Source organism: Algisphaera agarilytica, from assembly GCF_014207595.1.
In the GTDB taxonomy this organism is placed as follows: Bacteria; Planctomycetota; Phycisphaerae; order Phycisphaerales; family Phycisphaeraceae; genus Algisphaera; species Algisphaera agarilytica.
On the sequence record NZ_JACHGY010000001.1, the window covers coordinates 1,218,989 to 1,242,855 of the forward strand.

General features: G+C 65.5%; 14 protein-coding genes and 1 tRNA gene. 8 read left to right on the top strand and 7 right to left on the bottom strand.

The features are described 5' to 3' along the window. Nucleotides 1-32: 32 nt before the first annotated feature. Nucleotides 33-2,474, bottom strand: a complete 2,442-nt coding sequence (locus tag HNQ40_RS05225) for a glycoside hydrolase family 88 protein (protein ID WP_184676823.1) — start codon at nt 2,472-2,474, stop codon at nt 33-35. Between the two features lie 320 nt (nt 2,475-2,794). Here HNQ40_RS05225 and HNQ40_RS05230 point away from each other — a divergent pair, with 320 nt between their 5' ends. Next, nucleotides 2,795-3,280 carry a thermonuclease family protein gene (locus HNQ40_RS05230; protein ID WP_184676824.1) on the top strand — a complete coding sequence of 162 codons (486 nt, stop codon included), beginning with the start codon at nt 2,795-2,797 and terminating at the stop codon, nt 3,278-3,280. A 10-nt stretch (nt 3,281-3,290) separates the two neighbouring features. Here HNQ40_RS05230 and HNQ40_RS05235 read toward each other — a convergent pair whose 3' ends face one another. Continuing rightward, the gene (locus HNQ40_RS05235) at nt 3,291-3,890 is read right to left on the bottom strand and encodes a hypothetical protein (protein ID WP_184676825.1); all 600 of its coding nucleotides are present in this window, start codon (nt 3,888-3,890) and stop codon (nt 3,291-3,293) included. 240 nt (nt 3,891-4,130) lie between these two features. Between HNQ40_RS05235 and HNQ40_RS05240 the strand changes: the two genes are divergently transcribed. The 3 genes from HNQ40_RS05240 to HNQ40_RS05250 all read left to right on the top strand — a co-directional run bounded on the left by HNQ40_RS05240 (nt 4,131) and on the right by HNQ40_RS05250 (nt 15,436). Beyond that, entirely contained in the window at nt 4,131-5,477 is a 1,347-nt protein-coding gene (locus HNQ40_RS05240) for an excinuclease ABC subunit UvrC (RefSeq protein WP_184676826.1), read from the top strand. 4 nt (nt 5,478-5,481) lie between these two features. Further along, on the top strand, nt 5,482-6,459 hold the full coding sequence (locus HNQ40_RS05245; RefSeq protein ID WP_184676827.1) for an N-acetylmuramoyl-L-alanine amidase: 978 nt from the start codon (nt 5,482-5,484) through the stop codon (nt 6,457-6,459). 433 nt (nt 6,460-6,892) lie between these two features. Continuing rightward, nucleotides 6,893-15,436, top strand: a complete 8,544-nt coding sequence (locus tag HNQ40_RS05250; protein ID WP_184676828.1) for a Kelch repeat-containing protein — start codon at nt 6,893-6,895, stop codon at nt 15,434-15,436. A 76-nt stretch (nt 15,437-15,512) separates the two neighbouring features. Here HNQ40_RS05250 and HNQ40_RS05255 read toward each other — a convergent pair whose 3' ends face one another. The 5 genes from HNQ40_RS05255 to HNQ40_RS05275 all read right to left on the bottom strand — a co-directional run bounded on the left by HNQ40_RS05255 (nt 15,513) and on the right by HNQ40_RS05275 (nt 18,863). Continuing rightward, nucleotides 15,513-16,151, bottom strand: coding sequence for an inorganic pyrophosphatase (locus tag HNQ40_RS05255; protein ID WP_184676829.1), 639 nt, complete (start codon nt 16,149-16,151; stop codon nt 15,513-15,515). A 315-nt stretch (nt 16,152-16,466) separates the two neighbouring features. Continuing rightward, nucleotides 16,467-16,540 (bottom strand) — tRNA-Pro (locus HNQ40_RS05260). A gap of 200 nt (nt 16,541-16,740) precedes the next feature. Beyond that, a complete protein-coding gene (locus HNQ40_RS05265) occupies nt 16,741-17,802 on the bottom strand; it encodes a M42 family metallopeptidase (RefSeq protein WP_184676830.1) in 1,062 nt (353 codons plus the stop codon). Nucleotides 17,803-17,831: 29 nt separating this feature from the next. Beyond that, nucleotides 17,832-18,116, bottom strand: a complete 285-nt coding sequence (locus tag HNQ40_RS05270; protein ID WP_184676831.1) for a 4a-hydroxytetrahydrobiopterin dehydratase — start codon at nt 18,114-18,116, stop codon at nt 17,832-17,834. A gap of 171 nt (nt 18,117-18,287) precedes the next feature. Further along, nucleotides 18,288-18,863: an NADPH-dependent FMN reductase gene (locus HNQ40_RS05275; RefSeq protein ID WP_184676832.1), complete on the bottom strand. Its 576-nt coding sequence runs from the start codon at nt 18,861-18,863 to the stop codon at nt 18,288-18,290. Nucleotides 18,864-18,973: 110 nt separating this feature from the next. On the opposite strand from HNQ40_RS05275, the gene HNQ40_RS05280 reads away from it, so the two are divergent. The 4 genes from HNQ40_RS05280 to HNQ40_RS05295 all read left to right on the top strand — a co-directional run bounded on the left by HNQ40_RS05280 (nt 18,974) and on the right by HNQ40_RS05295 (nt 23,865). Further along, nucleotides 18,974-20,056: a Gfo/Idh/MocA family protein gene (locus tag HNQ40_RS05280; protein ID WP_184676833.1), complete on the top strand. Its 1,083-nt coding sequence runs from the start codon at nt 18,974-18,976 to the stop codon at nt 20,054-20,056. A gap of 147 nt (nt 20,057-20,203) precedes the next feature. Then, nucleotides 20,204-21,697: a PAS domain-containing sensor histidine kinase gene (locus tag HNQ40_RS05285; protein ID WP_184676834.1), complete on the top strand. Its 1,494-nt coding sequence runs from the start codon at nt 20,204-20,206 to the stop codon at nt 21,695-21,697. A 21-nt stretch (nt 21,698-21,718) separates the two neighbouring features. Beyond that, a complete protein-coding gene (locus tag HNQ40_RS05290) occupies nt 21,719-22,054 on the top strand; it encodes an STAS domain-containing protein (RefSeq protein ID WP_184676835.1) in 336 nt (111 codons plus the stop codon). Further along, complete coding sequence (locus tag HNQ40_RS05295; RefSeq protein ID WP_184676836.1) at nt 22,051-23,865, top strand: GspE/PulE family protein; 1,815 nt, start codon at nt 22,051-22,053, stop codon at nt 23,863-23,865. The genes HNQ40_RS05290 and HNQ40_RS05295 overlap by 4 nt, the downstream gene beginning before the upstream one ends. The last annotated feature ends 2 nt before the right edge of the window (nt 23,866-23,867 follow it).

Consider the following 23,867-nt stretch of genomic DNA (forward strand, 5'->3'; position numbering starts at 1 on the left):
GGTCATGTCACGCCAACACCGGCGGCATTGCATCAGTATCCGAAGCTGGCCATCACCTTGCAGCGGTAATCGGCGTAGGTGGCGTACTCGCCCGCAAACCACACCAGCGTCTCCGGGCGGTCGCGGACCAGAACCGGACGGAGCTGGTGGTTGACCGGGTCGAAGGTGAGCTGCTCCCAATCCCAATCACCGTTTTCCGACTTGGTGCCTTTGAAGAGTTGATACACCCGGCCGGGCAGGGGCTCGTTGGTGGCGGGGTGCACGTCGGCGGACACCACGACCCGCTGATCGTCGTGCGGGTCCAGCGCGATCCCGCCGGCGTAGTGTTGTTCCTTGGGGTAGAGGTTGCTGCCGGCAAAGGCGATTTCTTCGGTCTGCCATTCGCCGTCGATCAGCCGAGCGGTCCAGTACCGCATGTCGGTGCCGATGTCGCCGCTGGGCGAAGAGATGAACGCCCCGTAGGGTTGGCCGGCCCGATCGTATTCCAGATCCCAGACCCATCCGCGTCCGCTGGCGCCGCTGCCGTCGAACACCAGCGTCCCTTCCTCGGCCGCCAGTGAATCCCCGGCCACGATCTGATCCATCGTGCGGATCACCGTGCCGTCGCTGCGGCGGAAGGCCCCGTCGAAGTAGTACAGGTGGTAGACGTTGTTGGCTTTGAGGTCGCGCGGGTGGCCGTCGGTGTAGAGCAGGTCGAAGCGGTCCTTGCCGTTGTGGACGTACTTCACGTAGGGCCGTTGGTTGCTGTTCTCCCCGGCCGAGACCAGCAGGTGCGGGTCGCTCCAGGTCTCACCCAGGTCGTCGGAGGTGACGAAGTTGGGGTTGAAGTTGTTGCCGCGGAAAAAGTTGTAGATGCGTCCGCCCTCGTCGGAGAGCGGGAAGAGGTTCTGATAGGTCAGGCCCCGCTTAGTCTTGGTGACCTCAAACGCGCGCTCGTCCGAGACCACGGGCGGGTTCCACCACTTGGGCGTGATATATCGCTGGTAGAACGATTTGCTGGTTCCGTGCTTGGCGTAGGTCGCCAGCAGCCGGCCGTCGGGCAGGGGCAGCAGCGAACCGTTGTTGTGGTCGTCTTTTTCGGTCCACGTACTCAGCAAGACCTCCCGCTTCGCGTTGGGGGCCGGAGGTTTCTCAATGTCGGTACTCACCGCAAAGGACGACAGCGCCGTCATGCCGTCCCGCTTGACGTAGTTGACATAGAGCAGGTTGCCCATCACCACCGCACGCTCGTCGTTGTACCAAGTGAACGCGCCGTCCTCGGCAACGACGCGGGGCAGGAACTCCCCGGGCGGCGGGTTGGTCGGCAAACCGTCCTCACGCCACCCGGCCACGGCCGCCGCCGCCAGCAACAACGCACCGGCGCCATAGTCCATCGTGTCCCACGGCCGGACCGCCGTGGGCGCATAACCCACCATCTGGGCGTGGGTCACCCGCCCCTCGGGGGTCACACAACTCAACAGCCCCGTCCAGCCGCGGAGGATCGCCGACTCGTAATACCCCTGCGGCAGCCAGCCCTCGCTCACGCCCTTCGCCAAGCCGTATACGAAAAACGCCGAACCCGTCGACTCCTTCGTCGGGTGTTGCGCGGGGTTGTTCATCCACGAACGCCACAACCCGTCGTCCTGCTGCAGCGACACGATCCGCATCGCCATGTCGCGGAACAGTTCGAGGTAACGCTGCCGCTGCGGGTCGTCTTCGGGCAGGTGTTCGAGTATCCGCACCAGCCCGGCGAACACCCATCCGTTGCCCCGGCTCCAGAAGACCTTCTCGGCCTGCTCATCGGTGCCGTCGCCCTTGGGCAGGTATCGGCCGTCGCGGTAGAACAGGTGCTCATTCGGGTCATACAGATAGTCGGCCGTGTCCCAGAACAGCTCGTGCATCGCTTCGTGATAGGCACGATCACCCGTCGCGGTGCCCAGCCGGGCGTACACCGGCGGGGCCATGTACAACGCATCGCACCACCACCACAGGTTCCGCCCGGTCCACGGCTTGGCCTCTTTCTGCCACGCATTCAATTCGCCCGGCTCAATCGTCTCGCGCTCCAACAACGGCTCCATCGCCTCGACCAGCGGCGTCAACATCGCCGGGTCTTCGTCGATGAAGTACAGCTCGAGATACGTCTGACCCGGGCACACGTCGTCGGCGTGGACCGGGTTGTTGATCCCCCAGCCCGACCGCTCGCCCCACGCGCGCGACTCTTCGAGATACCACGCGTCGCCCGTGGCGTGATACGCCTCGATCATCCCGGTGAAGAACGTGCCGACGAGCCAGTTCCGCGTGGGCGGCTCGGGGCCGTAGCGATCGAGTTGGTACTCGGCCACACGTCGCATCGTGTCTCGGACCGCTTCGGGCGACGCCGACTGCACCTGCAACTGACTCACCATACCGGGCTGAGCCTCGGCCGGGCGATCCGCCAAGCACACGACACCGCCCCACGTCGCGGCCAACAAAACCACAGCAGCAAACTTCGCCATCATTCAACCTCGTTTTGAACCTCGGAGCGGACCAGAATCCACCGAAGCATGAGTCAATCCACACGAAACAGGAGAATCACAAAAACAATCACAAACCAAAATGATCATAACCCCGAACAGTTATCTTTTCAGGACGAACCCCCAGCTCACAAATCAGACGTTTTAACTTTTATTTGTTTGATAATCACAGAATCTCGCCTGCCTGCCAGCCCGAACCGTCCCCAACCCCCCGGCCAAACACCATTTGACGTTAACGACCACACAACGAGTCCCACGGAATCCGGATGCAGCCCGACTGCCGCCCTATCCGATAGATGGGCATGTCGAAGCATTTCATCCTGACCGGATTGTTGATCGCCGCGCTCTTCCTGGGCGTGGCACTGGGCCGATGGACCGCCCCGCCAACCGCCGATGCGGTGGCTCCGGCACCGACCGCAGCGCCCGTCTTGACCGAAACCGAAGACACCCGCGTCATCACCGCACGCTCGTACGAAGTCGTCCGGGTGATCGATGGCGACACTTTCAAAGTGCTCTACGACGGCGACCTCACCTCGGTCCGCCTGCTGGACATCAACGCCCCCGAACGAGGCGACCCGAAGGCCGACGCCGCAACGAATGAACTACGCCGCATGATCGATGGGCAGACCGTTGAATTAGAATTTGCCGCTGCGCGCCGCCGGGACAACTTCGGCCGACTGCTCTGCCGGGTCACCGTGGATGGCGTAGACGTCGGGCAGCACCTGCTGGATGCAGGCCTGGTGAGCGTGTATCAGCCCGGGCCGCGACGCAGCAACGCTTCGCAGTGAGTGACTCGCTTTAGCCTTGGGGCTCAGAGTGTTTGCCGGGCCTTGCGGGATAAATCAGCGCCGCAACGACCGCGCCCAGGAGGGCCATCGCGATCAGGCGGTCGACGGCCATGGCGATGGCGTAGTCGGTGGGGATGCGCATCCAGTTCCAGCCCATGACGTCGGTGGCCAAGACGGTCACGACGCCCAGGCCCACCACGAACACCCAGCGTTTGAAGAAGCCCTTGAGTTTCGACATCGCGACGAGGAGGCAGGCGGCGAGCGCGATGGCGAGGTTGGTGACGCCGGCGATGGCCATCATGCTCGGGGGCATGGGTTCCTGGCCGGCGGGGGCGACGATGAGGTGGCCGATGGGCATCGAGGCGTGGCGTTCTTCGTAGGCGGCCATCGCCTCGGCGTCGCCCCAGTCCTCGGGCATCGCCGGCCAGTAGTACCAGCCCGAGTCTTTCAGGTCGGCCTTCTCGATGAGCGCCGCCAGCGCGTCTTCCGTTGCCGGGTCGCCCAGGTCGTTGAAGGTCGCGTCGTGCATCCCCAGCACCATCCACGACGCGAAGCCCCAGGCCTGCAGCACGACCCCGCCCAACACCACCGCGATCACCACACGCAACATGTCCAACCCTTTCGGAAAGATTCGAGATGCGTTCATTGTCCGCCGGTCCCGGCTGTGCGGCAAGCCCAGCGATACCCCTAGCTCGCGGATCAGCCTGGATTGGGTGCCGTGGTCAAACGATCGCAGCGAGTGCCGGCCACGCGGAGCCACAGTTATCGTGGCCGGCGCTTCGCTTGACCACGGCACCCGCGATGTATTTCACACGGATCGGGCACAGAGCGTGGCGTACAATCCGTTCTGATGCCCGAACGACGCGAGAAACTCGATGAGCTGCTGAAAAAAGCGCGGCAGCTCCCCAAAGTGCCGGGCGTCTATCTCATGAAAGATGCCGCGGGCGTTGTGGTGTACGTCGGCAAGGCGTCGAAGCTGCCCGACCGGGTGTCTTCGTACTTCGTGCCGTCTGCTGACCTCGGCCCCAAGAAGCAGCCCATGCTCGACATCGTCGACGACTTCGACACCATCGAGTGCGAAGGCGAGTGGGAAGCGTTGCTCACCGAGAACCGGCTGATCAAGGACATCCACCCCAAGTTCAACGCCCGGCTGATCGACGACAAGACGTTTCCGTATCTCGCGATCACCCTGAAGGACGACTTCCCGGGGGTGTTCATCACACGCAACCCGCAGGGCGAGGAGTTCAAAGGCGCGAAAATTTTTGGGCCGTTCACAAGCGTGTATGCGTTGCGGGAGTCGGTGCAGATCTTGCAGAAGGTGTTCAAGTTCCGGACGTGTCACCTGGACATCCGCGAGGACGATGATCAGCGGAAGCACTTTCGGCCGTGCCTGCTGTATCCGATCAAGCAGTGCACCGCGCCGTGCGGCGCGAAGATCGACCAGGCCGAGTACCGGGCGGACATCGACCGGTTTGTGCGGTTCCTCGGGTCGAAGCGATCGGTGATGCTGCGCGAACTCAAGCGCGACATGGAACGCGCCAGCGAAGACCAGCGCTACGAGCAGGCGGCGACGATCCGCGACCAGATCAAGGCCATCGAAAAGCTCGACGAGCGCGGCACGACCAAACAGAACTGGCAGCCCGAGAGCGAATCGTTCTACGTCGATCCAGAAAAGGGCTTGGAGTCGCTGCGTAAAACGCTGGGCCTGGAAGAACCGATCCGCTGCATCGAGTGCATCGATATCGCCCACCTCCAGGGAGGGGAGACCGTGGGCAGCAAGGTGTGTTTCGTCGACGGTCGGCCACTCAAGAACGAATACCGCCGATACAAGATCCAGACCGTGAAGGGTGGCAACGACGACTACGCCAGCATCCGCGAGGTCGTGTCGCGCCGGTATCGCGAGGCGGGTCAGGGCCACGAGCTGTACCCGGATGTGATCATCATCGACGGCGGGCTGGGTCAGTTGCACGCGGCGCAGGAGGTCTTTGAGGAATTGGATGTGAAGCCGCCGATGGTGATTTCGCTGGCGAAGAAGGAAGAATTGATCTATGTCCAGGCGAAGAAGGAGCCGATCCGGCTCAGCCGACAGAACCTGGGTTTAAAACTCTGCCAGGCGGCGCGGGACGAAGCGCACCGCTTTGCCCAGCACTACCACCACATCCTTCGTCGTAAGAAGGTGCTCGGCGAAAAGGGGTGAGGCGATGCAGGTCGGGTTGCTGCTGCTGGTTTTGGTTGTGTTGGTCACGGGTTGCCGGATGTCTCCGGGGACGCCGGTGGCGCGGCACTTCGACGAGATCGTGGTGGCCGGGGAGCGGTTCCGCACGGGCACGCCGGTGGTGCTGTGGACCGACCCGGGCGGGTACGACGCCTACCGCGTGGACAAACGCTTCGGCAGTTTTGATCACCGCGAACCCGAACACTGGCCCGCGCCCAAGGGTGATGCGCAGCGTTACGGCCTGCGCGACCACAACCTGACCGAGGAACAACTGCACGCGGTGCGCGGCGGCGGGTGGACGCTCGAGCAGCTCCAGCAAGTCGTCGACCAGTTCGTCATCCACTACGACGCCTGCGGCACCTCGCGGCGGTGCTTCGAGGTGTTGCACGACCACCGCCACCTCTCGGCCCACTTCCTGCTCGACCTGGACGGCACCATCTACCAGACGCTAGACGTGAAGGAACGCGCCTGGCATGCGGCCCACGCTAACTCGCGGTCGGTCGGGATCGAGATCGCCCACATCGGGGCGTACGCCCGGGATGAAGCCAATCCGTTTGACCGCTGGTACGCGACCGATGCGGATGGGCGGACGCGCATCACGATCCCCGACGCCACCGAGCGCCAGAGCATCCGCACGCCGGGTTTCGTGGGTCGGCCGAGCCGTGACGCGGTGGTGGTGGGCAACCTCCAGGGCCGGGACCTCGAACAGTACGACTTCACGGACGAGCAGTACGACGCGTTGATCAAGCTGACCGCGGCGCTCCACCGCGTGCTGCCGAAGATCGAGCTCGACGCCCCGCGAGGCGCCGACGGCGGGGTCGTCCCCCACCTGCTCACGCCTGACGCCCAGGACCAACACCAGGGCCTGATCGGGCACTACCACCTGTCCGAGGTCAAGGTCGACCCCGGCCCGGCGTTCGACTGGGGCCGGGTGATCCAAGGCGCACGGGACCTGGTGCCCTAGCCCTTCTCCCGCCCCATTTCTAGGGGTTTACGCGTGCCCATCCAAGTGCCTCCCCCGGGCTCCCCGGCGATCCCCGAGCCGTGGTGTGTGCAGAACACATAAATTCGCAAGTGAATGGCATTCTTGTCTTTACTCACGTTTGATCGGTGATATATTCCAGCGAGAGAGGGTGAGTGATCGCTTGGCCACGACGGCCGGGCATCCCTATGAAATTGAGGCGGCCCACTCCTCGTCGCAGCACGGAGGCTGGAATCGGTCAGCGACACCTGTCGTAAGTCGTTTGTCTGATTGAGATTGCCCGCAACCGACCGAGACTGCCTCGGCATTGTCGGGCGAGCGATCCCTGGTCCCGGCTGCGTTTCACCGGGACATGGCCATTTTTACCCAAAGCAGTCAGGGGGCGGGCGGAGTGCCGCAGCAGGAATCGAGAGATATGAGCGGAGAACGAGACACCCCCCGGCCGACCACGCCCGCGCCCCACGCGGCGCTGGACCCCGCGCTGGGCGGGCTGACCCGCCGGCGGATGCGGCGTGATCAGCGGCAAGCCAAACCCTCGCCCGCCTCGACCCTGCAGTCGCTCGAGCCCCGGCTGCTGTTGGCGGGTGATGTGGTGTACGCACTCAACGCCGGCGGGATCGCCTTCACCGACGCCAACGGCGTGGCCTGGGTCAACGACACGACCTTCACCAACGAGGCGGCCGCGGACAGCCAGCCGTACACCTCGACCGACACCATCAACCTCACCGACGCTTCGGTGCCGGCCAATACCGACGAGCAGATCTTCCAGAGCGAGCGGTGGGACAACGACGCCGGCGCGGAGATGCTCTACAGCCTCGCAGTGGACAACGGCGAGTACGAGATCGGGCTCTACTTCGCCGACATCTACTCGGGCACACAGGGCGTGGGGCAGCGCGTGTTCGACGTGCAGCTCGAAGGCAACACGGTCCTGGACGACTACGACATCTTTGCCGACGTCGGGGGATATACCGGCGTCGTGAAGACCTTCAATGTCGAGGTGCTCGACGGCACGCTCAACATCGAGTTTATCCACGAAGTCGAGAACCCCGCGGTCAAGGCGATCCTGGTCCGCACCGTGGGCGATCCCACACCCGACCCGATCGCGCCGGTGCTCGACCTGAACGGTGCGGAGGCCGGGACCGAGGCGTCCGCCACGTTCACGGGCGGGTTGCCGGTGAATGCCACCGCGGCCGACGCGCTGCTGACCGACGCCGACTCGGCCACGCTCACGTCGCTCACCGTTACGCTGGGCAACACGCCCGACGGCGGCGCGGAGTTTCTGCTGGCCAGCACGGTCGGCACGGGCCTGACCTCGACCTACGACTTCGGCAGCCGCACCCTGTCTATCGCCGGCTCGGGCAGCGTGGCCGACTACCAGACGGCGCTGCGCACCGTCGCCTACTTCAACACCGCGACCAACCCCGACACAACCCCGCGCACGCTCACGTTCGTCGCTAACGACGGCGCGGTGTCCAGCACTCCCGCGACGGCGACCATCGACTTCGACCTGCCCGCGCCCGACCCGGTAGCGCCCGAGCTCGACCTCAACGGCAGCGACTCGGGGGTCAACACCACGGCCACGTTTAGTGTGGGCCAGGGCCCGGTTTCGATCGTGCCCGCCGAGGCGACGCTGACCGACGCCGACTCGTCCACGCTTTCTTCGCTGACCGTCACCCTGGACAGCATCCCCGACGGCGCGGACGAATCGCTCGCCGCCGATACCACCGGGACCGCCCTTTCGGCGACGTACACGGCCGGCACCGGTGTGCTGAGCATCACGGGCACGGCGTCCGTGGCCGACTACCAGGCGGTATTGCGCACGGTCACCTACGACAACGCCGCAGCAGAGCCCAACCCGTTGACGCGGACGGCGGTGTTCGTCGCCAACGACGGCGTCATGACCAGCAGCTCCGCCAGCTCGATCGTCCTGATCCAGCCCCCCGACGGCGAGCCCGGCCAACTCGTCTACGCGATCAACGCCGGCGGCTCCGCCCTGACCGACCCGAACGGCATCGATTGGTCCACCGACCAAGGCTTCACCAACGACCTCGCCGCGATCAGCTACGGCTACATCACCGGCAGCAGCATCGACCTGTCCGACCCCTCGGTCCCCACCAACACCACCGATCAGATCTTCAAGTCCGAACGCTGGGACTTCATCGGCGGCGACGAGATGTCGTTCGACCTGAACGTCGACAACGGCAGCTACCAAGTCGACCTGTACTTCGCCGACATCTATTCCGGTACGCAGGGCGTGGGTCTGCGCGTGTTCGACGTGCAGCTTGAAGGCGTCACCGTACTCGACGACTACGACATCTTTGCCGACGTCGGCGGGTATGCCGGGGTGGTCAAGAGCTTCGACATCGCGGTGGTGGATGGCGTGATCGACATCGACTTCCTCCGCGGCGTGGAGAACCCCGCGATCAAGGGCATCGTGGTGCGGACGGCCGAGCCGATCGTGCCCGACCCGATCGCGCCGGTGCTCGATCTCGACGCGGTCGCGGGCGGCACGGGATATACCGCCGAGTTCCTCGCGGGTGACGGCCCGGTGAATATCGCGGCGGCCGATGCCACGCTGAGCGACGCCGACTCGGCGGTGATCGAATCAATCACGGTCGTCCTGGCCAGCACGCCCGATGGCGCTTCGGAACGCCTCGATGCCGACGTAACCGGCACGGGGATCAGCAAGGCGTTTGCGGGCGGCACGCTGAGCCTGACCGGCGTGGCGACCGTGGCCGAGTACCAGGCCGTGCTCCGCACCGTGACCTACGACAACCTCGCGTCCGAACCCGACCTGACGCCGCGGACGGTCAACTTCGTCGCCAACGACGGGCAGCTCGACAGCAATACCGCCAGCGCGACGGTCAACCTCACGCCCAACAACCAGCCCCAGCCCGGCACGCTGGTGTCGAACGTGATCAGCACGCTGGACTTCAACAACGCCCAGACCGGCGTGGTCGAACGCATCACCGTCACCCTCACCCACCCGGGCGATGCGATCGACGACCCCGTCGTCGTCACCGGCACCAACATCACCGGGATCAACGCCGCCGACTTCGGCGACCTGTTCGCCAGCACCTACGGCAGCTCGGTCACCATGAACCCCGGCGAGAGCATCGACCTGACCTTCTACGTCCTGCCCGGCAGCACGGGCGCGAAGTTCGCCAGCGTCGAGATCCTGCACTCGGGCACCAACACGCTGAGCTTCGGCCTCGAGGCCAACGCGGTTGATCCCGTCGCGGTCGGCTTCGGGACGACGACCGTGAACGGGCTCGACGCGACCTCGCCCACCACCCTGCAGTGGGGCCCGGACAACCGCCTCTACGTCGGCACGCTCGACGGGCTGATCCACGCCTACACCATCACCCGCAACGGCGCGAACGACTACGCCGTCACCGACAGCGAGACGATCACCCTCGTCCAAGAGATACCCAACCACGAAGACGACGGCACGCTCAACCCCAGCGTGGACACCCGCCTGATCACCGGCATCAAAGTCGTCGGCACCGCGAGCGACCCGGTGATCTACGTCACCTCCAGCGACCCGCGCCTGACCAACGGCACCAACTCCAGCATCGATACCAACTCCGGCATCGTCAGCAAACTCACGCAGAATCCGGATGACTCGTGGAGCAAGGTCGACCTGGTCCGCGGGCTGCCGCGCTCCACCGTGGACCACGCGCCCCACGGCCTGCAGCTGATCGAAGACTCCAACACGCTGCTCGTCGCCGTCGGCGGCCTGACCAATGCCGGCGCACCTGCGGAGTTCTTCGGCAACCTGCCCGAGTACGCCCTGTCCGCTGCGATCCTCAGCCTCGACCTCGACGCGATCGAAGCCCTGCCCACGCAGACCGACGCCAACGGCCAGCAGTTCAAACACAACCTGCCCACGCTCGACGACGAAGACCGCGCCACCAATAACGACGCGAACGACCCCTTCGGCGGCAACGCGGGCAAGAACCAGGCGATCCTCGAAGAGAACGGCCTGGTCGACATCTTCGCCTCGGGTCTGCGCAACCCCTACGACTTTGTGTTCACTCAGTTCGGACAGGTGTACGTCGCCGATAACGGGCCGAACTCTTCGATCGGCGACGTCCCGATTCTCGACCCCAACGGCCTGCCCACCAACCAGCCCAACCCCGGCGGCACCACCGCCATGGACGCGCTGCACCTGGTGACCGAGGGCTCGTACTCCGGCCACCCCAACCCGACCCGGGCCAACACCAACAACACCTTCAACCCCACCAACCCCCAGTCGCCGGTCTACAACGGCTACACCGAGGCCTTCGACTATCAGGAGAACGGCTCGGACGGCGCGCTGGCCCTCTTCGACACCTCGACCAACGGCATCGTCGAGTACACCGCCAGCGGCTTCGACGGCGCACTCAACGGCGACCTGCTCACCGTCTCCATCGACGGCAAGCTGACCCGACTCAAGCTCTCGCCCGACGGCACCACCGTGATCAGCAGCGAGGTGCTGTTCAACAGCGTGGGCAACTACCCCCTCGACGTGACCGCGGTGGGTGACGGCCACCCGTTTGCCGGAACCATCTGGGTCGCCGACCTCTTCGGCGGAACCCAGGAAACCATCCGCGTCTACGAACCCGACGCTGGCAGCGGCCAGGGCACCCCCGACGACCTCGACGGCGACGGCTACTCCAACGACGACGAGATCGACAACGGCACCAACCCCAACTCCGCCGGCGACACCCCGCCGGACAACGACACCGACTTCGTCTCCGACCTCAACGACCCCGACGACGACAACGACACCATCGACGACGTCAACGACCCGTTCCAGGTCGACGACACCAACGGCAACAACACCGACGCGCCCTACCTCCTGAGCTTCGACAACGACGACCTCAACCGCGGCGGCCTGCTCGACCTGGGCTTCACCGGCGTGATGGCCAACGGCTCGACCAGCTACCTCGACCAGTTCGACTTCGCCAACCTCACCGCAGGCTCGGCCGCGGGCGTGCTGACCATCGACGCCGTCGACGCCGGTACCGCCCTGGGCAACGCCAACACGCAGAACAACGCGTTCCAGTTCGGCATCAACCTCAACGCCGACTCGTCCCCCGTCACCATCCAGACCAACATCAACTCGGTCTTCGACAACGCCACGCCCGTTGCCGGTCAGCGCGCCGGGCTCTACTTCGGCACCGGCGATCAGGACAACTACATCGCGGTGTTCATCGAGGGCGACGGCACCATCAACACCGTCACCGAGGTCAACGGCGTCGCCACCCTCGGCACGCCCGTCAACGTCGGCAACAACTTCACCAACCTCAACCTGTACCTCACCGTCGACCCCGACACGCTGACCGTCCAGGCCGCGTACTCCTACGGCACCGGCGCGATCACCGACATCCCCGGCACGCTCGCCTTCCCCGCGAGTTGGCTGACCGCCACCACCGCCCCGGCCGTGGGCGTCATCGCGACCACCGGCGGAGCCGAGGCCTACTCGGTCACCTACGACTTCATCCGCGTCGACCCCGCCACGATCGACGACGGCCAGGCCCCGTTCAACAACACGCCCCACCTCGCCAACCAGCGTGTCGAGGCCGAGCACTTCGACCTCGGCGGCAACGGCATCGCCTACCTCGACCTCACCGCGTTCAACGAAGGTCCGGCAAACACCCGGCCCGGCGAGTTCGTGGATATCGAACCCACCACCGACACCGACGGCGGCGTGAACGTCGGCTGGATCGAAGCGGGCGAATGGCTCGAGTACACCTTCGACCTCGAAAACGCCGGCACCTACAGCGCCGACTTCCGCGTCGCCATGGAGAGCGGCACCGGCAGCACGTTCCACCTGGAGATCAACGGCCAGAACATCTCCGGCCCGATCGACCTGCCCGTCACCGGCGGCTGGCAGAACTGGCAGACCGTGACCGCCAACGACCTGCAGCTCGAAGCCGGCCCGATGGTCCTGCGGGTCGTGTTCGACACGCCCAGCCTCGGCCGATTCGTGGGCAACCTCAACTGGCTGCAACTGAACTACGAAGCTCCTTCGGAAGGCAACCCGCCGACGGTGAACGCCGGCGTCGATGCCGCTTTCGCCGGCCCCAGTGGCACCGCCGCCCTGGACGGCACCGTCACCGACGACAGCACCAACAACGTGCCGCTCCGCACCTACTGGAACCTGGTCACCGGGCCCGCGGCCGTCACCTTCGACGACCCCTACGCCGTGGACACCAACGCCAACTTCACCGCGCCGGGCGTGTACATCCTGCGCCTCTCGGCGGACAACGGCATCGGCGGCGTGATCAGCGACGACATTCGCGTCACGGTCAACCCGCAGAACAGCGGCATCGTCTACGAACTCGATGTGCTCAACGAAGCCGACAGCAGCACCCTCGGCACCCTCGCGACCAATCCGCTCGACCCCGGCGACATCGTGTGGAACACCATCCTCATCGACGAGTCGCAGATCAAGAACTTCATGGGCAACCCCGATGGCTCGACCGACAGCCCCGCCACCGGCAGCGCCACGTTCTCATACGACGCCTCGACCAACGAGCTGTCTTACGAGATCACCTATTCCGGCCTCACTGCCGACCTGACCAACATCCACATCCACGGCCCCGCCAACGCCGGCACCAGCAACATGGCCCACATCTTCGATGTGTTCTCCGGCGAGCAGGACGTGATCGACTCGGGTGTCGACCGACGCAACGCCACCGTCACCGGCGTGGTCAACCTCACCAGCCACACCCACGGCGGCAACAACCCCACGCCCACGCTGGCCGAGGCGCTCGAAGCGCTCACCACCGGCCAGGCCTACGTCAACGTCCACACCACCGCCTTCCCCATGGGCGAGATCCGCGGCAACGTGCCCGTGGCGGTGCCCGCCGAGGACCCGTTCTTCGATCTGGGTGTGATCAACGCCACGACGCTCCGCTTCTCGCCGACCACGACCAGCGGTGTGGACACGGTCCGCTACTTCCTCAACGGCGTCGAGCTCACCGACGGCAACGGGCCCGGCCGTGAGGTGACCTGGCAGGCCACCACCGGCGACCACACGCTGGTGGCCATCCCGAGCGACGGGCAGAACGACGGCCCGGCGATGACCTTCAAGTTCTCGGTCCGTGCCGACCCCGGCGAGACGCGTCTCGCCGAATGGCAACAACTCGCCAACTCGCCCTACGCCCAGTTTGAAGGCCAGGGCATCGACGCGGGTGGCAAGCTGTATCTCTTCGGCGGCTTCATCAATGGCGGGCTTCAGGTCACCGATCGTTTCGCGGTCTACGACCCCGCCACCGATACGTGGACCGACCTCGCCGACGTGCCGCTGCAGCTGACCCACGCCAACCACGTCGTGGACGGCGACAACATCTACGTGCTTGGCGGCTACGTCGGCACGCACCCGGGCGGCAGCACCGATGCGGTCTGGGTCTACAACATCCCGACCGACACCTGGTCCGCCGGGCCGTCGCTGCCCGAAGACCGCGCCGGCGCCGGCGCCGCCATCCTTGGCCGCACGCTCTACTACTTCGGCGGGGCCACCCGCACCCAGGGCAGCGTCGCCAGCACCGTCGACCACGGCGACGTCTGGACGCTCGACCTCGGCGCCACCGACAGCACCGGCGACGACGCGGCGAGCTGGACCACCGGCACCGTCGCCGACATGCCCGAGCCGCGCAACCACATGGCCGGCGTCTCGCTCAACGGCTTCCTCTACGCCATCGGCGGCCAGATCGGCGAAGACGAGTTCAACGGCAACTCCGAAAGCGTCCACCGCTACGACCCGAACACCGACACGTGGACCAGCGTGGCCGACCTTCCGATCAAGATCGGACACATCACCGCCTCGACCTTCACCGCCAACGGCCGCATCTTCGTGGTCACCGGCGTGACGCAGAACTCGGTGTCCACCGACACATTCTTCATGTACGACCCGACGACCGACACGTGGACCTCGCTGCCGCCCGCCCCGGTCGCCTCGCAGTCGCCGATCGTCGCGCACATCGACGGCAAGATCTACCTCACCGGCGGCGACGACTCGCCCGGCGGCATCTCCAACAAGACCTACGTCCTGGACCTCAACGAGTCCTGGTTCAACCTACCGTCCATGCCCGCCGCCATGGGTGAAGTCGCCGCTGGCATCATCGGCGACACGCTCTACATTGTCGGCGAAAGCAACAATTCCACGCTGGCCTACAACATCGCCACCGGCACATGGTCCGGGCTCAACGACCTGGCCCAGCGTCCGTTCATCGGCCACCACCACGCCGCCGAGGTGATCGACGGCAAGCTCTACCTCTTCGGCGGGCTCGGCGGCGGCAGCAACGGCAAGGTCCAGATCTACGACCCCGTCGCCGACTCATGGACCACCGGCACCGACATCCCGTTTGCCACCGGCTCGGCCTCGTCCGCGCTGATCGACGGCAAGGTCTACCTCGCCAGCGGCATCATCGGCAGCTCGACCACCCAGCAGGCCGCGGTCTACGACCCCGTGCTGGATTCGTGGACGTCGATCGCCAACATCCCCGACGACGCCAACCACGCCGCCGCCGCGACCGACGGCAGCAAGTTCTACGTCTTCGGCGGCCGCACCGGCGGCAACGTCGTGGGCGACGGCTTCAACACCGTCCAGGTCTACGACCCCAACACCAACACCTGGGAGTCCAGCAGCAACCCCGGCTCGTTCCTGACGCCGATGCCCGAAGCCCGCGGCGGCACGGGCAAGGCCGTGTTCCTCAACGGCGAGTTCTACGTCTTCGGCGGCGAGACCCTCACCAGCGCCGCTGCCGACGCCAACGGCGTCTACGACCGTGTGGATATCTACAACCCCGTCACCAACACCTGGCGCAGCGGCACGCCGATCCCCACCGCCCGCCACGGCATCTTCCCGCTCGAACACGCCGGGGTGATCTACCTCGCCGGCGGCGGCACCCAGGCGGGCTTCTCCGCCTCGAACCTGCTCGAGGCGTACTACGTAGACGTGCTCTGATCAGGGCCCGCCCTTCTGAATCGCCGCTTGCGGCTTAGCGTGGAGTACACAGCGCTAAGCCGCAAGCGGCAAACGTTTATTGACCGAACGCTTCCTGGTAATCGGCCAACGACGCCTCGATCACCTTCATCGCGTGTTCGTGGCCATAGGTCATCTCGACCGACATCTCCGACTCGCCGCCGGGCACCATCTTGTAGGTGCCGAAGTAGTGACGCAGCCGTTCGATGAGCACCGAAGGCAGGTCGTTGATGTCGTCCACGTCGGCGTACATGTTGTCGTTTTCGATGACCGCGACGATCTTGTCGTCCGCCTCGTCGCCATCGACACACTGCAGCCCGCCGATGACGTGGGTGTTCACGAGGATGTCGGCCCGGTTGATCGGGCGTTCGCTGATGACGCAGACGTCCAGCGGGTCGCCGTCGCCGACCTTGGCTTTGGGCGAGAGCGAGGTGACGCGGTCGCCGCAGTAGGTGCGCGGGATGAAGCCGTACAGCGCGGGCGGCTGGGAGCTGCTGCGCTGCGGGCGGTCGACGCGGAGGTAGCCGGTGGTCTTGCTGCTCTCGTACTTCACGAGGTCGAACGGCGTGATCTCGATGTAGGCCTGCATGTACTCGGGGGGGTTACGCCCGGGTTCGAGGCCGTGCCAGGGGTGGGGCCGCCAGCGGTAGAACGGCGGGGGGAAGGCGTTGGGGGGATGGTTGCCGCGGTGAGCCATGAGATCAATTTCGTTAGGAGGAATCTTGGCGGGGCCCCGCGGACGCGCTGCCCGCAGGGGCCGATAGGTTAATCGAATCCCTGGGCTCTGGTGTTTGAAGCGGGTAAAAACAAAACGCCCCGCGAGAGAGGATCGCGGGGCACGATTTTCAGATGAATGGGTAGCTTTTGCCTTTACCCCTCCCCCTTGAGGGGGAGGCCGGGTGGGGGTGCCCGCTGGTGACGAGCCTCGGGTCCTCGGCACCCTCCCCTAACCCCTCCCTCAAGGAAGGGGGATAAAGAAAAAACCCGCGGCGGTAAGTCGCGGGAGAATTAATCGGGGTGACAGGATTTGAACCTGCGGCCTTTCGGTCCCAAACCGAACGCTCTACCAAGCTGAGCTACACCCCGAGGTGTGCCGAGCGGGACAGTGTACCCGAAGTCGCCGATACGCAAAGGGATCATGCGCACCCGCTCCCCCGCCGGGGGAGCTGTCGCCGAAGGCGGCTGAGGGGGAATGCGAGTCCTCTGCCACAGGTTTATGGGCTTGTGCCCCCTGCGACCCGCTGCGCGGGCCACCTCCCCCGATGGGGGAGGGGTTTCGCAGACGATTACTTCACATCCGCCAGATACGCCGCCATCAGGTCCCGGCAGGCGTGCAGGTCGTCGATGTGGACCATCTCGACCACGGTGTGGATGTACCGCGTCGGGCAGGACAGCGTGAACGCCCGGGTGCCGCCCGCCGCCCGCTGGATGCCGGCCGTGTCCGTGCCGCCGCGGGACAGGATCGAGCGCTGGGTCTTGATCGACTTCTGCTCAGCGACCCGTTCCATGTCTTCGAGGATGCCCACGTCGCCGATGGATGCGCCGTCCATCACGGTGAGCGCTGCACCCTCGCCCTGCACGGTGCACCGCTGGTCTTCGGGGCTGCCGGGGGTATCGACGCAGAGGGTGACGTCGATGCCGATGCCGATGTCGGGCTGGACGGTGTAGGACGAGGTGATCGCGCCGCGGAGGCCGACCTCTTCCTGGACGGTGAAGACGCAGTGGATCTCGCAGGCGTGTTTGGTGTCGTCCGCGACGAGCTTGCGCATCGCCTCGATCGCGACCCAGCAGGCAACGCGGTTGTCCATGCATTGGCTGACGATCGTGTTGCCGACCATGGTGTAGGGCGACTTGAGCGTGACCATGTCGCCGATCTTCACGCGCTCTTTGACCTGTTCCTTGGGCAGGCCCAGGTCGATGAGCAGGTCGTGCACCTCGGGGATCTTTTTGCGTTCTTCGGGCGTGGCGGTGTGGACGGGTTTGCCGCCGGGGTTGAGCACGCCGGGCAGATCGCCGTCGGCCGTGGCGACCGTGACGAGTCGGGCGAAGAGGTTGCGGGTATCGAACCCGCCGACGTTTTGCACGCGCAGGAAACCGTCTTCGCCGACGTGGCGGACGAGGAAGCCGATCTGGTCCATGTGGGCCGCGAGCATGACGCGGGTCGGCACCCCGGAATCTGCTTCATCCGCCCCACTCGCCGTGGGCTTACGCACCGCGATAATCGAGCCCATCGGGTCGATGCTGATGTCGTCGAACAGCCCTTCGATCTCCGAAATAATCAAGTCACGCACCCGGCCCTCACGGCCCGGCACGCCCGGCGTCTGCGTCAGTTTTTCAAGGAGTTCCATGTGCGGATGATAGCGTCCAGGCGTCAAACTTACGCAAGCTGTTCAATCGCACCCGCAAGCTGTACATCCTTCTCCGTCACCCGGCCGTCGGCGTCGTGGGTGTTGAGCTTGATCTCCACGGTGTTGTACACGTTGAAGATCTCGGGGTGGTGGTTGGCCGACTCGGCCGCATCGCCGACGCGGTTGATGAACGCAAGCGCTGCTTTGAAGTCGGCGAAGCCGAAGCGTTTGCCGAGCTTGTCGTCGGCGTAGGACCAGCCGGGCAGGGTTTGGAGGGCGGTTTCGATGGCTTGCAAACTCAGGGGCTCGGACATGGGATATTTCCTCTTTGGTTGAACTTCGAAGCACTCGGGGCGATCGGTTATTCGTTTCTTACCCCTCCCCCTTGAGGGGGAGGCTGGGTGGGGGTGCCCGCCTGTCGCAGGCTTACAAATGCTCGGCACCCTCCCCTAACCCCTCCCTCAAGGGAGGGGGATCAAGCCAAATCAGCCGACGTGTTTGGCGAGGAACGCCGCGAGGCTGCTGCCCAGGTCGGCCACGCGGGCCGCGGTCTTCTCGTCCTTCAGCTTGCCCTCGTCGTCAAACGCCTCGAACGCTTTGGACAGCGCGAACTGCTGAGGCAAAACCGTCACTTGGATATTGCCCAGGATCGCCTTGAGGTGCACCAGGCCACGCAACCCACCGAGCGCACCCGGGGAGGCGGCCATCAGCACCGCGGCCTTGCCCGCAAACGCCGCGAGCATCGGCTCGCCCTCGGCCGGACGCGACGCCCAGTCGATCGCGTTCTTCAGCGCCGCCGACACCGACGAGTTGTACTCCGGCGAAGCGATCAGGAAGCCGTCCGCTTCCCGCATCAACGCCTTGAGCTTCGTGGCGTTCTCCGGCGTGCCCTCTTTCTCCAGGTCTTCATCAAACACCGGCAACGCGTAATCATCCAGGTTGATGATCGTCACCTTGGTCCCGGCAGCCTCAGCCGCGCTCGCGGCGCAGCGGACCAGCTTCTTGTTGAACGAACCCGCCCGGAGGCTGCCAGCGAACGCAAGGATGTGTGGTGTACTCATGTGCGTAATGTAGGTCTCGCCCGGGCGGGCTTCCACGTGAGTTTGCGGTGAATCGGGTATACTCCCCCACCCTCGGTTTACGTTTTCGCTCATCCTCAAGGATCCCCGCCATGGCCAGCAACGACGGCATGAACTACGCCCCCACCGGCAAACCCGACCCCGTGGTCGAGCCCGGCGAATTCTGTTTTGCCGTCACCGCCATGGATCACGGCCACATCATCGGCCAGGCCAACGGGCTCACCGAGGCCGGGGCGACGCTCAAATACGTCTTCGACCCCAACCACCCCGAAGCCGCACAATCGCTCGCCGAGCAGCACAACGCCACCGTCCCCGACAGCCTGCAAACCATCCTCGACGACCCCGAGGTCCAGCTCGTCGCCGCCGCCGCGATCCCCAACGAGCGCGCCCCGCTGGGCATCAAGTGCATGGACGCGGGCAAGCACTACTTCACCGACAAGACGCCGCTGGTCAGCCTCGAGCAGCTCGAACACGTCAAGGCCGCCGTCGCCCGCACCGGCAAAAAGTACATGGTGTATTTCTCCGAACGGCTGCACGTCGAGTGCGCCATGCACGCCACCACGCTCGTCGAGCAAGGCGCCATCGGCAAGGTCATCCAGGTCACCGGCTTCGGCCCCCACCGCCTCGGCCCGCCCGAGAACCGCCCCGACTGGTTCTACAAACACGAGCAGTACGGCGGCATCCTCTGCGACATCGGCTCACACCAGATCGAGCAGTTCCTCACCTACGCCGGCTGCAAAGACGCCACCATCCAGGCATCCAAGGTCGCCAACTACAACCACCCGGGTTATCCGGAACTCGAAGACTTCGGCGACTGCACTCTCATCGGGGACAACGGCGCGACCATGTACTTCCGCGTCGACTGGTTCACCCCCGACAAGCTCCGCACCTGGGGCGACGGCCGGACGTTTATTACCGGAACCGAGGGCACCATCGAGTTGCGCAAATACGTCGACGTCGCCCAGCCCGATCACATCAGCGACGTGCTCATCCTGGTCAACAGCGACGGCGAGCAACGCATGGAACTCTCCGGCAAGGTCGGCTTCAAGTTCTTCGGCCAGCTCATCCGCGACCTGCTGGACGGCACGGAAAACGCGATGACCCAGGAACACGCCCTCAAAGCCGCCGAGCTCTGCGTGCGGGCACAGATGCAGGCCCAGCACCTGACCGCCTGATCCGCTGCTCCTTGGAGCAACCCCAAACAAGCGACCGATAACCGCGCGTCTCGGCGGAATCCCCGCCACGCAGGCGGTGTTGCGCTTGAATCCGGCCTCTTTCCTGTCGATAGCCCCGATGAACAGGGAGAACTCGGAGGCCAATCCATGGGACCCAACACGTCCCCACCGACATCAAACCCCGGGCGACCGCCTAGGGCATCGCTGCGCCTGCTCGCCGGCGCCACGGCGGCCCTTGCGCTCGTCTCTTGTGGCGTCCTGGTCGCGGCCTGGCTGCCCGACGCGCTGAGCCACGGCTTCCTCCAGGACAAACACCTCTTCGCCGGCGGGTTGTGCGTGGTTCTGCTGGGCCTTCAGGGCCTCACGCTGCGGTCCATGCTCAAGCGCAGCCGCACCCTCGAACATGTCGGCGGTGCGCTGTCCGCCTGGTCGCACGGCGAGCCGGACCTGCACACCATGCGCATCACCGCCACGCCCGACGCGATCAGCCAGCAATGGAACCGGCTGATCGACGAACTCGAAGAAGCCCGCCAAGCCACGCGAGACGCCGAGGCGTTGCAAGAGCTGACCCTGTCGGCGACCGGCAGCCAGGACCACAGCGATACGTTCGACGCATTGCCCCACGGCGTGGTCCTGATCAACCCCGACGCCACGATCGCCGCCGCGAACGGCGCCGCGTCCCGTGTGCTCATGCGCAGCCGCGACCGACTCGTCGGCGCCCCGATGGACAAGGTCCTGCCCAAAGCCCAGCCGCTCATGGAGCGGGTGCAGCTCGTGCTGGATCAAACCGACAGTCGCGGCGGCTCGGTCGAGATTGAGGTCGCGGCCGACGAAGAAGAAACGACCATCATGCGCGCGACCATCCGCCCCGTCGGCAAGCCCGGCCAGCTGCGCAGCGCCCTGGTCTTCTTCGAAGACGTCACCCAGCAACGCACCGCCGACCAATCGCGCAACCTGTTCGTCGCACAGGCCACGCACGAGCTGCGGACCCCGCTGACCAACATCGGGCTGTACCTCGAACGCGCGATCGACCTCGACGACGACGAAACCGCCGACCGCGCCGAGTGCCTCAACGTCATCAACCAGGAAGTCCTCCGGCTCGGCCGGGTGGTCGAGGAAGTGCTGTCGGTCTCGGAGATCGAAGCCGGCTCGCTGAAGGTGCGCCACGACGACGTGCGTGTCGACCAGATCATGCAGAGCCTCGAACACGAATACCAGCCGCAGGCTAGGGAAAAAGACATCGACTTGCTGTTCGATCTGCCGCCGAAGCTTTCGGTGGTGCAGGGCGACCGCGAGAAGATCACCCTCGCACTGCACAACCTGCTGGGCAATGCGATCAAGTACACGCCCGCCGAGGGCAAGGTCCGCGTGCAGCTGCTGGAAGTCGACAACGACATCACCGTCAGCGTCACCGACACCGGCATCGGGATCAACGAAGACGAGCTCAGCAAGGTCTTCGAGAAGTTCTACCGCGCACAGGACGACCGCTTGCAAGGCATCGGCGGCAGCGGGCTCGGGCTCGCGCTGGCACGCGACGTCATCCGCCTGCACGGCGGGGACATCACCGTCGAATCCGAACTCAACAAAGGCAGCACCTTCACGCTGCGTCTGCCGATCAACGCCGCCGTCAGTTCGACCTAACCCCGAGGAAGCCGCCACGCGATGCGTATCGACACGCAAAAAGTCGGGGCCGTCACGGTGTTTGAACCCCACGGCCCGATCATCCAGGACGACGCCGAAGTCTTCGGCGGCCGCCTCGACCAGACCCTGCGCTCCAGCATGGGCCGGCTGGTCTTGGACGTCTCGGGCGTGCCGTACCTGGACAGCGCCGGCCTGGAGATCCTCGCCGACGCCGCCAAGTCGCTGCAGCAGACCGGCCAGTCGCTGCGTCTTTCGGGCGCTAACGAAACCCTCCGCACCGTGTTCGACCTCACCGAACTCGCGGGCATGTTCGACCACTACCAGGACGTCAACACGGCGGTGAGGAGCTTCCTGTGAGCACCCCACCGACCCCACCGAGTTCTGAAACCTCGCGTTCACCGCGAAACGCCGCGGCCCGTGCCCGCATCGGGGACCTGCTGCTGCGCGACGGTGCCGTGACGCAGGAACAGCTGCAGGAAGCGCTGGGCAAACAGAAATCCAGCGGCAAGCTGCTGGGCGAGGTGATGGTCGAGGCGGGCCTGATCAACTCCGGCCAGCTCGTGCACACCCTCGCCGAATCGCTCGGCGTCAAGGGCGTGCAACTCCGCCACGGCCTGATGGACCCGGCGCTGCTGAAAGTCATCGGGCAAGACGAAGCCGAGCGTCTGCGCGTGATGCCGCTGTTCAAGGTGCACGGCACGATGACGGTCGCGATGGCCGAGCCGCAGTCGCTGCCGACGATCGACCGCCTCCGTCAGCTCACGGGTTGCCGGGTGCGTCCGGTGCTCGCGCTCGAGGCCGAGATCCGCGACTTCATCAAGCGTTACGCCGGGGACGATGTGGACGTCGATGCGTTTCTGACTTCGTTGGCCGAGACGGACGTCGAGGTCGTCGAACGCGAACAGATCGACGAAGACCCCGACGCCAGCCTGGACCGCATGGTCGAGGGCAGCCCGATCGTGAACCTGGTCAACGTGGCGATGCTCACCGCGATCAAGGACGGCGCGAGCGACCTGCACATCGAGCCCGACAAGAAATCGACGCGCATCCGCTACCGCGTGGACGGCGTGCTGCGAGACCTGATGTCGCCCCCGCCGGGCATGCACAGCGCGATCGTCTCGCGGGTGAAGGTCATCGGGAAGATGGACATCGCCGAGAAACGCCTGCCGCAGGAAGGCCGGGTGCGCCTCGTCGCCGACGGGCAGGACATCGACCTGCGTGTGTCGAGCATGCCCACGCTGCTGGGCGAAAAGCTCGTCGTCCGCGTGCTGGACAAGCGCAACCTCCGCGTGCGCATGGAAGACCTGGGCTTCCGCACCGAAGCGCTCGAATCCTTCAAGACCATGCTGCACCAGCCGCACGGCCTGGTCCTGGTCACCGGTCCGACCGGCAGCGGCAAAACCACCACGCTCTACTCCGGCCTGGACCTGCTGCGTTCACCCGAACACAACATCGTCACCGTTGAAGACCCCGTGGAATATCAGCTCGACCTGATCAACCAGATCCAGGTCAACGAACAGGTCGGCCTCAGCTTCGCCAAGGCGCTGCGTTCGATCCTGCGCCAGGACCCCGACGTGATCATGATCGGCGAGATCCGCGACCACGAGACCGCCCGCGTCGCCGTGCAGGCTGCGCTCACCGGCCACCTCGTCCTCGCCACGCTGCACACCAACGACGCGCCGGGCGCGGTCGCCCGTCTCCTGGACATGGGCATCGAGCCCTACCTGCTCAGCGGCGCGCTCAACGGCGTCGTCGCCCAGCGGCTAGCGCGGACCGTCTGCCCGCACTGCAAGACCAAGTACTACCCGACGGAAGACGCGCTCGCCGACGCCGAGATCCCCGACATGAGCGGCAAGCCGTTCGCGCGCGGCACGGGCTGTGCCAAGTGCCACAACTCGGGCATGCTCGGGCGATGCGGCCTGTACGAAGTCATGGAAATCTCTCCCGCGCTGCGTCGCTTCGTGCACCGCGGCGCAGCGTCGCACGAGATCCGAGAAGCCTGGCAGAAAGAAGGCGGCCGAACGCTGCGGCAGGAAGGCGTGGAGATCGCGCAGCGTGGCGACTGCAGCCTCGAAGAAATCCTGCGTGTGACCCACAACGACGACCTGAGCGAGCCCGAGGAAGGCACGGACCCTCCGTCCGCTGAACAACGGAGGGCCGCGGGTTGAGC

Excerpts from the sequence above, each read along its gene's own strand:
- HNQ40_RS05225 (WP_184676823.1), bottom strand. The coding sequence starts at position 2,474 with ATGGCGAAGTTTGCTGCTGTGGTTTTGTTGGCCGCGACGTGGGGCGGT.
- HNQ40_RS05230 (WP_184676824.1), top strand. The coding sequence starts at position 2,795 with ATGTCGAAGCATTTCATCCTGACCGGATTGTTGATCGCCGCGCTCTTC.
- HNQ40_RS05235 (WP_184676825.1), bottom strand. The coding sequence starts at position 3,890 with ATGTTGCGTGTGGTGATCGCGGTGGTGTTGGGCGGGGTCGTGCTGCAG.
- HNQ40_RS05240 (WP_184676826.1), top strand. The coding sequence starts at position 4,131 with ATGCCCGAACGACGCGAGAAACTCGATGAGCTGCTGAAAAAAGCGCGG.
- HNQ40_RS05245 (WP_184676827.1), top strand. The coding sequence starts at position 5,482 with ATGCAGGTCGGGTTGCTGCTGCTGGTTTTGGTTGTGTTGGTCACGGGT.
- HNQ40_RS05250 (WP_184676828.1), top strand. The coding sequence starts at position 6,893 with ATGAGCGGAGAACGAGACACCCCCCGGCCGACCACGCCCGCGCCCCAC.
- HNQ40_RS05255 (WP_184676829.1), bottom strand. The coding sequence starts at position 16,151 with ATGGCTCACCGCGGCAACCATCCCCCCAACGCCTTCCCCCCGCCGTTC.
- HNQ40_RS05265 (WP_184676830.1), bottom strand. The coding sequence starts at position 17,802 with ATGGAACTCCTTGAAAAACTGACGCAGACGCCGGGCGTGCCGGGCCGT.
- HNQ40_RS05270 (WP_184676831.1), bottom strand. The coding sequence starts at position 18,116 with ATGTCCGAGCCCCTGAGTTTGCAAGCCATCGAAACCGCCCTCCAAACC.
- HNQ40_RS05275 (WP_184676832.1), bottom strand. The coding sequence starts at position 18,863 with ATGAGTACACCACACATCCTTGCGTTCGCTGGCAGCCTCCGGGCGGGT.
- HNQ40_RS05280 (WP_184676833.1), top strand. The coding sequence starts at position 18,974 with ATGGCCAGCAACGACGGCATGAACTACGCCCCCACCGGCAAACCCGAC.
- HNQ40_RS05285 (WP_184676834.1), top strand. The coding sequence starts at position 20,204 with ATGGGACCCAACACGTCCCCACCGACATCAAACCCCGGGCGACCGCCT.
- HNQ40_RS05290 (WP_184676835.1), top strand. The coding sequence starts at position 21,719 with ATGCGTATCGACACGCAAAAAGTCGGGGCCGTCACGGTGTTTGAACCC.